The organism is Kitasatospora sp. NPDC038210, from assembly GCF_055600605.1.
Window position 1 is genome coordinate 77,477 of record NZ_JBVJYK010000031.1, and the last position, 11,394, is coordinate 88,870.

The window sequence follows — 11,394 nt, forward strand, 5'->3', positions numbered from 1 at the left end:
ATGCTCGGTACGGTCAACTACGTTTTCAGCTGCCCGACTTGGGCGCGGTGGCGGTCGACACCTTGGTGAGGACCTCCATCATCTCGGCCGCCGTCATGGCCTTCTCATGGGCCTCTTCCATGATGGTCAGCGTCAGCTGGATCTTGATCTGGGCCTGACGCATCTGGGCCTTGAGGGTGCCGAGGTCGGTGGCCAGGCCGGTGGCCAGGTTCTTGAAGTCGGCGACGACCGAGTCCGCGAAGAAGTACTTGTTGCCCACCAGCAGCGAGTTGCCCGTGCCGTCCAGCATCCCGGCGTAGCGCTGCATCGCGTTGTAGCCGGAGTTCTGGTTCAGGTCGTCCAGGAGGCCGCCGATCTCCGTGTTCGCGAAGTACTGGAGGTCGTCCTTGTCGACGCTGAGGGTGTGTTCGTAGTTGGGGGGCTCGGGCGTCGTCATCAGCCGACGCCCGCGGCGGCGCGCGTGTCGGCGTCGCGCAGCAGGCCGTGCATGGTGCGCAGGGTGTTGGCCGCGGCGGTGATGTCCTTGGTCATCTCCGACTCCTGGGCGTCGAGCATCAGCCGGAAGTCCCGGGCGGCGGTGGCGAGCTGACCCTGGAGCTGGTTCTCGGCGCTCTGGAGCGCGGCCCTGAGGTTCTCCATGGCGTCGTGCATGCTGGTGCCGGACGCGGTCAGGGCGTCCGCCGCCTCGTCGATGTTGGCGTGGTTGAGCAAGAGGTGTTCGAGGTTCCCGGCCATCGTGTGCCCTTCGGTCGGTGGTGCGGTCGGTTGTGCGGTCGGTTGTGCGGTCGGCGCTACTTGGGGTTCAGGCCGTTGCTGACGTCCAGGCTGAGGCTGGACGGGCTCGTGCCGTGGACGATGTCCAGGGCCTCGTTGTGGGCGGTGCTGATGATCCGGTGCCCGGAGGCGAAGTTCTCCTGGAAGGTGTCGTAGGAGGTCCGGAGCTGCTGGTAGCGCGTCGTCCAGTCGTTGATCTTCTGCTGGTAGGCGTCGCTGCAGGCGGCCTGGAAGTGGTCGTGGACCTCGGTGTTGATGTCCTCGATGTTCGTGCAGGCCCTGAGCATGGTGTCGATGTGGCTCTGCAGGGTCGCCAGGGTCTGGCGGACGACCGTGTCCTCTGTCTGCAGGGTGTTCACCATCGGGGGCTCCTCTCCGTCGGCCCGGCGCGGATGCCGGGTTCATTTCAGGTCAACGGCGCCGTGTCGGCGGCCGGTTCACCGCGGGCAGGCCGGTGCGGGGGCGGCGGGCGCGGGGGCGGCGGGCGCGCCGGTGAGGGCGGCCGGGTCGAGGCTGGGGCCGGTGGGCAGCAGGGTCAGCAGCGCCTCGGGGACGCCCGGCGGGGCGGCCTCGCCGTAGCCGAGCTGCTTGGCGACGGCCGGTGAGGGCAGCGGGTACTTCACCCCGGTGTCGGTGACCAGGTACAGGGTGGTGCCGGTGCCGGCGGTGGACAGGGCGCGCACCAGGGCGCCGCCGCCGGGGCGCACCGCGATGGTGTCGGCGGTGGCGCAGGGCGCCTCGACGCCGGGCTGGACGGTGGGGGCGGAGCCCTGCAGGGCGGTGTCGTCGACGAGGGTGACGGCGGTGGTGGGCCCGGGGTCGCCGGGGCGCAGTTCGGCGCAGACGTCGCGGCCCTGGGGGGCGGTCAGGAGTTCGGGCACGGTGGTGGGCAGGGCGGTGGCGGCCGGTGCGGGGGGTGCGCTGTGGGCGGCGAGGTCGGCGGCGAACACGGCGGCGGGGGTGACCGCGGCGTTCTGGTAGGCGCTCTGCTGGGTGCGGGGGTCGTTGCGCAGCAGTTCGAAGGCCATCGGGGTGAGCGGGGTGAGTCCGGCGGCGGTGAGGACGTAGGGGTCGCCGTTGGGGCCGGTGAAGAGCTGTCCGACGCGGGTGGGGCGGGTGGCGAGGTCGGGGCCGGGGGTGCCGCGCTGGTCGAGGTCGGGGGCGGCGAGGTCGGGGCCGGCGGGCAGGGCGTTGAGGAAGGCCTGGGGGACGGGCTGGGCGGTGGCGGCGCTCTGGCCGAGGGCCTGGCGGGCGCCGTTGCGGGTGTCCAGGCGCAGGCGGCGGCCGTGCCACAGGAGGTGGGCGGTGCCGTCGGGGGCGGTGACCAGGAGGGCCTGGTCGTCGGTGAGGGCGGTGCCGCGGGTGGCGGGGTCGACGGCGAGGGCGAGGTGGGGGGTGCGGGTGCCGGAGGGGCCGGGGCGCAGGGCGGCGCAGGCGAGCCAGGGGGCGGTGGTGAGGCGGCCGGGTTCGGGCAGGCCGTCGGGGGCACCGAGGATGCCGAGGGGGGTGCCGCGGGGGGTGCCGGCGAGGGAGTGGGTGCTGACCTGGTCGACGGTGAGCTGGTCGCCGGCGATGAGGCGGGCGGTGGTCTCGTTGAGCAGGGGGTGGAGGGTTCCGTCGAGGTAGAGGTAGCGGGCGCCGCTCTCCTTGACCAGGACGAGGGTGCCGGGTTTCTTCCAGCCGGTGGCGCCGCCGGGGACGAGGACGCCGTAGACGGCGGCGATCAGGCAGGCGAGGACGGCGAGGACGGTGCCGGTGACGATGCCGCGGGAGGTGCGTCCGGTGGGGGCGTCGGGGGCGTCGGGTTCGCCGCGGAGCATGCCGGTGGCGAGGCGGCCCATCACGAACAGGTGGGCCTGCACCTGGTCGCGCTTCGACTGCATGGCGTGGTTCTCCTCGGGGCGGGGCGTCGGGTCGGCTCGCGCGGGCGGTGCGCGGGTGCGGGTGGCGGCGGGCTTCAGCCGGAGATGGCGCGCAGCCCGTGGTAGGCGCCGGCGGCGGCGAGGGCGAGCGGGAGCACGCTGACGGCGGCGAGGGTGTGCAGGAGGTCGGCGGCGCGGCCCCAGTAGGGCAGCAGGCGCCGGCCGGGGACGGTCCAGGAGACGGCGGCCAGGACGGCGGCGGTGGCGACCAGGGCGGCGAGCAGGCCCGTGCGTTCGGCGGTGGACTGGCCGGCGGCGAGGTGGGCGGTGAGCAGGGCGGGGCCCAGGGCGCCGGGGACGAGGACGGCCAGGCGCTGGGGGATGCTGCCGATGCCGCGGGCGTGCAGCAGGAGCAGGAGCGACAGGGCGCAGGTCAGGGCGGTGGGGGCCCAGCCGTCGCGGCCGGTGAGGGTGACCAGGCAGAGGGCGAGGACGGGGGCGAGGGCGAGGTGGAAGGCCGTCAGGAAGCCGTCGGCGACGGCACTGCGGGAGCGCACGGAGGCCGCGGGGACGGCTTCGATGCCTTCCTGGAGTTCCTCGGCGTTGCGGGGCAGGGCGGGCAGGCGCATGCCGGACAGGCGGAAGCACAGGCCGGGCAGGAAGGAGGCGGTGGCGACGGGCAGGACGGCGAGGACGGCGGCGGTGGCGGGGGCGGTCAGTCCGCCGAGCAGCAGGGCGCCGGCGGTGGTGACCTGCAGGGCGAGCAGGACCAGGCCGAGGAAGAGCGGGGCGGCGCAGCCGACGGCGGCCATGGCGAGGACGGCGGCTCCGGCGCCGGCGCAGCCGCCGGCGAGCAGGCGGGCTCCGGTGGCGGAGGGTCCGGTGCCGGTGGTGAGGAGGGCGCCGGCCAGGGCGAGGTAGGGCACGGCGGTGGCGCCGAGGGCGGTGCCGGCGCCGGCGTCGCCGACGGCGCGGGAGGCGCTGAGGGCGCCGAGGAGCAGGAACAGGCCGGTGACGGCGGCGGCGCCGGCGCGCAGGTGGGGCGGGCCGGGCAGGAGGAGGACGGCGAGGCCGCCGGCGAGGGCGGTGACGGCCAGGGCGAGGGCGACGTGGTGGGTGAGGGCGGGGCGCCAGGTGTCGGGGCGTTCGCGCATGCCGGTGGCGACGCCGTCGGCGAGGTCGTCGTAGTGGACCTCGGGCAGGGGGTCGCGGCGCGGGCGCAGGTGGAGGTCCTCGCCGTCGTGCAGGCCGAGGGCGTCGGCGCCGAGTTCCTCGTCCAGGGGCGGTTCGCCGAGGCGTTGGAGGATCCAGCCGTCGTGTTCGGTGCCCCGTTCCTCCAGGTCGTCGCCGGCGTGGGCGAGGACGGCGGGCAGCAGGTCGGCCAGTGGCACGTCGGCGGGGACCGCGAGGTCGAACACCGCTTCGGGTGCGTGGAACCTCAGTCGGCACAGTCCGGCGACTGCGGTCCCGTTGGCGCTCCCGTTCAAGGCTCTCCTCACGTCCGTACGGCCTGGGCCGTCCGCCCCGCGGGGGCGGTCTCCTTCACCCTGGGCCACGGGCGGCGGGGGCCGCGGGGTTCACCGGCGGGTGGCGGGTTCCGTGCGGCGGGTGAACCCGGGGCGGGGCGCCGTCCGTGGTCCTGGGCGGACGGCGCCCCGGACCGCGGGGGCTTCGCGGCCGTCCCCCCTGGTGCGAGGAGCCGTTGCGTTGAGTGTGGTGCTGGTCGACCGTCCGCCTCGGCGTCCCGGTCCGGCGATGCCCGACGGCGAGATCCAGTTGCAGGAGCCGCCGGTCCTGCCGGAGTCGCAGAGCGGCATGTCGAGCATGATCTCGATGGCGCCGATGGCGTTGAGTTCGCTGTCGATGGTGTTCGTGTTCCTGCGTCCCGGTGAGGGCGGCGGGGTGCTCGGCTACGTGGCGGTGGGCATGATGGGCCTGTCCGCGGTGGGCATGCTGGTGACCCAGCTGATCCGCGGTTCCAGCGACCGCAAGCGGGAGTTGCGGGCCGAGCGGCGGGACTACCTGCGGTACCTGTCGCAGATGCGCCGGCAGGTGCGCGGGCACATCGTGCGTCAGCAGGAGGCGCTGGCCTGGCGGCACCCGGCTCCGTCGACGGTGGCGTCGCTGGTGCGCACCTCGCGGCTGTGGGAGCGGCGCAGCGCGCACCCGGACTTCGGTGACGTGCGGATCGGGGTGGGGCACCAGCGGCTGGCGGTGCGGCTGGCGCCGCTGTCGACGAAGCCGGTGGAGGACCTGGAGCCGTTGTGCGCGCACGCGCTGCGGCGGTTCATCCACGCCTACGGCACGGTCGCGGACCAGCCGATCGCGGTGTACGTGCGCGGGTACGCCCAGGTGTTGGTGCGCGGTGACGACCGGGAGGCGGCGCGGGCGCTGGCGCGGGCGATGCTGGCGCAGCTGGCGCTGTTCCACGCGCCGGACGAGCTGCGGATCGCGGTGGTGACGGACGCGGAGCACCGGGATCGGTGGGAGTGGGCGAAGTGGCTGCCGCACGCGCTGCACCCGGTGGACACCGACGCGTTGGGGCCGGTGCGGCTGGTGGCGGGGTCGCTGGCGGAGCTGGAGCAGGTGCTGGGGGCGGAGTTCGCGGGGCGCGGGCCGTGGGAGCCGGAGGCGCAGCCGGGCCGGGACGAGCCGTTCACGGTGATCGTGCTGGACGGTCCGCAGGCGGGTGCGGGCAGCCGGGCGGCGCTGGCGGGGTGGCGCAACGCGGTGCTGCTGGACCTGGGTGACGCGTTGGAGTGGAAGCCGTTGCGGCACCGGTTGCGGCTGCGGATCGAGGAGGGCCGGCTGGCGATGGTCGGCGCGGACCGCAACCACCGTGACGAGGTGACGGAGCTGGGGCGGCCGGACGCGTTGTCGCTGCCGGCGGCTCGGCGGCTGGCCTCCCTGATGGCGCCGTACCGGCTCGGGGACCAGGTGGAGGCCGGGGAGCCGCTGGCGGGTGACTTCGACCTGGCGTCGCTGCTGGGCATCCGGGACCTGCACCGGCACGACGTGGCGCTGAGCTGGGCGCGGCGCGGGATCGCGGACCGGCTGCGGGTGCCGCTGGGGATCGCGGCGGACGGCACGCCGGTGGAGCTGGACATCAAGGAGTCGGCGCAGGGCGGCATGGGTCCGCACGGGATGCTGATCGGGGCGACCGGGTCGGGCAAGTCGGAGCTGTTGCGCACGCTGGTGCTGGCGCTGGCGCTGACGCACTCCTCGGAGGTGCTGAACTTCGTGCTGGTCGACTTCAAGGGCGGTGCGACGTTCCTGGGGCTGGACCGGCTGCCGCACACCTCGGCGGTGATCACCAACCTGGCCGACGAGGCGGCGCTGGTGGACCGGATGCGGGACGCGCTGCACGGTGAGCTGGTGCGCCGTCAGGAGCTGCTGCGGGCGGCGGGCAACTACAGTTCGCTGCTGGACTACGAGACCGCGCGGGCGGGCGGGGCCGATCTGCAGCCGCTGCCGACGCTGTTCGTGGTGGTCGACGAGTTCTCCGAACTGCTGGCCGCGCACCGGGACTTCATGGAGCTGTTCATCATGATCGGCCGGCTGGGCCGGTCGCTGGGCGTGCACCTGCTGCTGGCCTCGCAGCGGCTGGACGAGGGCCGGATGCACGCGCTGGAGTCGCACCTGTCGTACCGGGTGGGGCTGCGGACGTTCTCGGCGATGGAGAGCCGGGGCGTGCTGGGGGTGCCGGACGCGTACCACCTGCCGTCCCAGCCCGGCAACGGGTTCCTGCGCAGCGACATCGCCACCCTGACCCGGTTCAAGGCCGCGTACGTCTCCGGGCCCTACCGGGCGCCGCGGCCCGCGGCCGTGCGCCGGCAGGCCGCGGCCGGGCAGGTCGCCGCGTACGGCACCGGGTACGTGGCACCGCGTCAGCCCGTCCTGGTGCCGGATGAGCCGGAGGTGGAGGAGGAGCAGGAGAGCGGCAGCCTGCTGGCCATCGCGGCCGGGATGCTGCTGGACGCGGGGCCGCCGGCGCACCAGGTGTGGCTGCCGCCGCTGGGGGTGCCGCCCACCCTGGACCAGTTGCTGCCTCCGCTGGCGCCGCACCCGGAGCACGGGCTGACCACCGAGGGCGCGGCGGGCCGCGGCACGCTGAGCGTTCCGGTCGGTGTCGTCGACCGGCCCTTCCAGCAGGTGCGCGACCTGCTCACCGCCGACCTGTCGGGGGCGGGCGGGCACGTGGGGATCGCGGGTGGCCCGCAGAGCGGCAAGTCCACCCTGCTACGGGCCCTGATGACGGCGCTGGCGCTCACCCACACCCCCCGCGAAGTGCAGTTCTACTGTCTGGACTTCGGCGGGGGGACGCTGTCCTCGCTGCGCGGGCTGCCGCACGTGGGCGGGGTCACCGGGCGGCACGACCCCGAGCGGGTGGTGCGCACGGTCGCGGAGGTCAACGCGATCCTCGCGCGGCGCGAGCAGCGCTTCGCCGAACTCGGCATCGACTCCGTCGCGGCGTTCCGCCGGATGCTGGCGGCCGGTGAGCTGCCGCAGGAGGCGCACGGCGACGTCTTCCTGGTGATCGACGGCTGGAACACCGTGCGCCAGGAGTTCCCCGACCTCGCTCCGGTGCTGACCCTGATCGCCCAGCGCGGCCTCAACTACGGCATCCACCTGGTCGTCGGCACCACCCGCTGGGGCGAGGTCACCGGCGCGCTGCGCGACCTGCTGGGCACCCGCTTCGAACTGCGCCTCGGCGACCCGGTCGACTCCGCGATCGGCATGCGCGTCGCGGGGACGGTGCCCAAGGTCCCCGGCCGCGGTCTGACCGCGGACGAACTGCACTTCCTCACCGCGCTGCCCCGGATGGACGGCAACGGCGGCACCGACGACCTCGGCGAGGGGGTCGCGGACCTGGTCGACGCCGTCGCCGAGCACTGGACGGGGCCGCGCGCGCCCGAGGTCCGGATGCTGCCGCTGCAGCTGCCCGCCGCCGCGCTGCCCGCGCCCGAGGGCCGGCTGCGCGTCCCGCTGGGTCTGCAGGACGTGTCGATGGACACCCTGTGGCACGACTTCGAGGACACGCCGCACCTGGTGGTCGTCGGTGACAGCGAGTCGGGCAAGACGAACCTGCTGAAGCTGATCGCGGCCGGCATCACCGGCGCCTACCGGCCCGACGAGGCGCGCATCATGCTGGTCGACTACCGCCGGGTGCTGCAGGGCGCGGTGCCGGAGGAGTACCGGCTCGGGCACGCGGTCGCCGTGGACGTGCTGCGCCAGATCGTCGACGGCGCGGCACGGGCGATGGGCAACCGGCTGCCCGGCGCGGACATCCCGCCCGAGCGGCTGCGGCTGCGGGACTGGTGGGAGGGCCCCGAGCTGTTCATCCTGATCGACGACTACGAGCTGGTCGCCGGCTCCCCCGGCGGGATCACCGCCCACCCGTTCGCGCCGCTGCTGGACCACCTCGCGCAGGGCGCCGAACTGGGCCTGCACCTGATCGTGGCGCGCAGCGCCAACGGCATCGGACGGGCCTCCTCCGACCAGCTGCTGCGCAAGCTGGAGGAGGTCAACACCCCGGCGGTGCTGCTGTCCTGTCCGCCGAGCGAGGGATTCCTGTTCGGCAACACCAAACCCCGGACGTTCCCGCCCGGACGGGCCCTGCACATCACCCGGCGGCGCACCGTGCAGGTGCAGACCGCGGTCCTCGACGACGCCGACGGGGCGCAGCGGTGAGCGCCGGGAGCGCGCCGGTGCGGCGCTGGCTGGCCCGTCACCGCGACGTCCCGGAGCCCGCGCCCGCGCCCGCGGTGCTGCACGAGGCGGGCCCGCACTTCGTCATCGCGCCCGGCCCGGCGCAGGGCGCGGCCGGCGGGACGGCGGAGGGGACCGAGGCGACGGCGGTGCTGCCGGCCGACCTCGCCGACGCGCTGGCCCTGCTGCCGGCCGTGGTCGGCACCGTGACGGTGCTGGCGGCGGCCGCCGACGCGCAGCCCGTCCTGCTCGCCGGCCTGGACGAACTCGCCCGCACCGCGGCCGCCCGCCGGGCCGCCACCCTGGTCCTCGCCGCCTCCGGCCTCGCCGCCGGCCAGGCCGACGGACGGCGGCCCGCCCAGCGGATCGCCGAACTCGCCGCCACCAGCATCGTCGCGCCCGACGGCGTCGTCACCCTGCGGCCCGACGGGACCCTGCTGAGCGGCGGCGCCGAGGACGGCGAGCCGTCCTCCTGGTGGCTGTTCACCCCGGCGGGGCGCACCCGCCGGCTCGGGCCGGTGTGGCCGCTGCCGGAGACGGCGGCGGCGGGCGCGGCGGCGGCCCGGGCCCGGGCGGTGGACCCGGCGGGCGCGGCGGCGGCGGTGCCGGTCGCGGCGGGCGCGGTGCCCGCCGCCCCGCCCGCACCCGCCGCCGTGCCCGCGCCGGCGGTGGGCACGGCCGTACCGGTCACGACCGGCCCGGTGCCTGCCGCCGTCCCCGACCCCGCACCGGTTCCCGCACCCGCACCCGCGGCCCTGCCCGCGCCGACCGCGGGCACGGCCGTACCGGTCACGACCGGCCCGACAGCCCCCCGGACACCGCCACCGCCCGCGCCCGCCCCCGTGGCGGGCGGCGACCACGACCCGTTCGCCGGGGACTCGCTGGTGACCGTGCTGCCGCGCGGCTACTGGTTCCGCGACGAGCCCGCCCCCGACGTGCGGCCCGGTCTGCTGGCCCGCACCACGGCGACGCCGGGCACCCTGGTCCTGGTGGTCGGCCACCCCGGTGCGCCGCTGCCCGAGGCCGTCGGCGTCGCCGAGCGGCTGCGCCGCGTCCACCCGGCCCCGGACGACCTGCTGGTCAGCGCGCCCTGGGCGCCCACCACGGCCCTGGTCACCCTGGCCGCCGCCCTCGCGGCCGAGCTGGGCCACGACGTCCGGGCCGCCGTCGGCCTGCCGATGCGCACCGGGGACGGCTGCTCCGCCCGGGTCCTGGACGCCGACGGCGTCCCCGGCTGGGAGCCGTGGCTGACCGAGCTGACCGCTTCCCCCGGCCGCGGCCGGGTCGTCGCCTCGGCCTGGCGTCCCCTGCCCGACGGCACCACGTCCTGCGGCCCCGCGCTCTACCGCGCGCCGGTGGCGGGCTGGCGCCTGGAGGCGGTCCCGGCCGGCCTGTGGCTGCGCCCGGAGGACCCGCCGCTGGACCACGGCCCGCGGCTGCTCGACCCCGACCCGGCCCGTCCGGTGCTCATCGCCGGCGTGGCCGACCGTCCGGTGCCGGCGGAGGTGCTGGCCGCCGTGGACGGCCTGCTGACGGCGCTCACCGTCCCGGGCGCGGCGGTACCGGGGCTGCTCCTGAACGCGGGCCCCGCGCCGGAGACCGCCCGCCCGGCCGTGCCCGGCCGTGCTCCGCTCCCCGACGCACCGGACACCGAACCCGAACCCGAACCCGGGCCGTCGGTGCCACCCGCCGGCGCGGACCCGGACGGCGCCGACACCGACCCCGGCCCCGGCTTCCCCGAACCGCCCACCTGGGCGGTCACCTCCGCCGGCCCCGACACCACGGCCGGCCCCCGGGAACCCGCCCCCGCCCGTACCCCGCTCCCCGACACGCCGGACACCGAACCCGACCCGGAACCGGAGCCCGAACCGGCACCCGTCGGTCCGGGCGCCGGACCCGCCGCCGTGGAACCCGGCGTCCCCGTCCCCGCCGTCCCCGAACCCGTCCCCGTCCCCGCCGTCCCCGAACCCGTCCCCGTCCCCGCCGTCCCCGAACCCGCCCCCGTCCCCGCCGTCCCCGAACCCGCCCCCGTCCCCGCCGTCCCCGAACCCGTCCCCGTCTCCGTGGACCCCACGGCCGGGCCGGACGGCGACACCGACGCCGGCGACACCGAGGGCCCCGCCGTGTCCCGGCTCATCGCGCCGGACGGCGCGTTCCCCGCCGGCCGGCCGTCCACCGCCGCGGAGCGGGCGGCGTTCCGGACCCTGCTGGGCCCGCACTTCCACCGCTACGCCAGCCGAGCCGAGCAGGTCGCCCTGCGGTTGCCGGCGCTGCGGTCGCAGGCCCGTGACGATCTGAAGGACGACCTCGCGGCGGTCTACCTGCACCACGCGGACACCGGACTGCCCGCGTCCCGGGCCGAGTTGGTGGCGGCGGCCCGCCGTCCCGGCGGTGCCGGGGCGCTGGACCCGTACCTGGCGTGCCTGGGTTCCGGGCTGCGCCGGCTGCCCAACCACCGGGGGCCCGTGCTGCTGGGCGCCGACGCGGACGAGGAGGTGCTGCGGCACTACGTTCAGGACGCGCTGCTGACGGAGCCCGCACCGCTGGTCGGGACTCCGGAGGCCGATCTCGTTCCGGGGACGTCGGCGGAGTTCCTGGTGTGGTCGGCCACCGGCCGCCGGACGTCGGTGATCGCCGAGGACGGGGACCCGGAGGTGGTCTTCCCACCGGGTGCGCGTTTCCTCGTCCTGGACGTCCTGCCCGGCGCCGACGAACGTCCGGCCAGGGTACTGCTGCGCGAGGCGGACGCCATTCCCGCCGCGGACGGGGCGGCGGCGGAGCGCAACCAGCAGGCCAGGGTCCGGCTGCTCGCCTGGCAGGCCCGCCGCGATCAGCTGACGCCCGACCAGCTGCGCCCGCCGGCCCGTCCGGAGCGGCTGGGCCTGACGCCGGGGGTCGCCACCGGCTGAGGCCCCGGGGGTCGCCCGGCCGGGAGGCCGGGGGCGCGGGACGGCGGGGGTGCCTCTATGTCCTTCGTCAAGGCTGAAGGGGTCATGCTGCCGCGGTTTCGGGGGTGCGGGTTTCGTAGAGGGTGCCGTCTCGGAGCATG

Annotated in this window: 7 protein-coding genes; 2 read left to right on the forward strand and 5 right to left on the reverse strand. The window is 76.2% G+C overall.

Annotated elements, in window-relative coordinates; genetic code table 11:
- Window positions 1-25 precede the first annotated feature (25 nt).
- From ACZ7KX_RS37250 to eccD, 5 genes are all read right to left on the reverse strand, one after another.
- The gene (locus tag ACZ7KX_RS37250; protein WP_470330389.1) at window positions 26-436 is read right to left on the reverse strand and encodes a hypothetical protein; all 411 of its coding nucleotides are present in this window, start codon (window positions 434-436) and stop codon (window positions 26-28) included.
- Complete coding sequence (locus tag ACZ7KX_RS37255) at window positions 436-735, reverse strand: hypothetical protein (protein WP_470330390.1); 300 nt, start codon at window positions 733-735, stop codon at window positions 436-438. Before ACZ7KX_RS37255 ends, ACZ7KX_RS37250 begins: the two co-directional genes overlap by 1 nt.
- 56 nt (window positions 736-791) lie before the next feature.
- Complete coding sequence (locus ACZ7KX_RS37260; protein WP_470330391.1) at window positions 792-1,136, reverse strand: hypothetical protein; 345 nt, start codon at window positions 1,134-1,136, stop codon at window positions 792-794.
- Window positions 1,137-1,211: 75 nt separating this feature from the next.
- Window positions 1,212-2,657, reverse strand: coding sequence for a type VII secretion protein EccB (eccB, locus tag ACZ7KX_RS37265; protein WP_470330392.1), 1,446 nt, complete (start codon window positions 2,655-2,657; stop codon window positions 1,212-1,214).
- Between the two features lie 74 nt (window positions 2,658-2,731).
- A complete protein-coding gene (gene eccD / locus ACZ7KX_RS37270; RefSeq protein ID WP_470330393.1) occupies window positions 2,732-4,123 on the reverse strand; it encodes a type VII secretion integral membrane protein EccD in 1,392 nt (463 codons plus the stop codon).
- A gap of 268 nt (window positions 4,124-4,391) precedes the next feature.
- On the opposite strand from eccD, the gene eccCa reads away from it, so the two are divergent.
- Together eccCa and ACZ7KX_RS37280 are read left to right on the forward strand one after the other, a co-directional pair.
- A complete protein-coding gene (gene eccCa, locus ACZ7KX_RS37275; protein WP_470330398.1) occupies window positions 4,392-8,327 on the forward strand; it encodes a type VII secretion protein EccCa in 3,936 nt (1,311 codons plus the stop codon).
- Window positions 8,324-11,254, forward strand: coding sequence for a hypothetical protein (locus ACZ7KX_RS37280; RefSeq protein ID WP_470330394.1), 2,931 nt, complete (start codon window positions 8,324-8,326; stop codon window positions 11,252-11,254). Before eccCa ends, ACZ7KX_RS37280 begins: the two co-directional genes overlap by 4 nt.
- Window positions 11,255-11,394 lie beyond the last annotated feature (140 nt).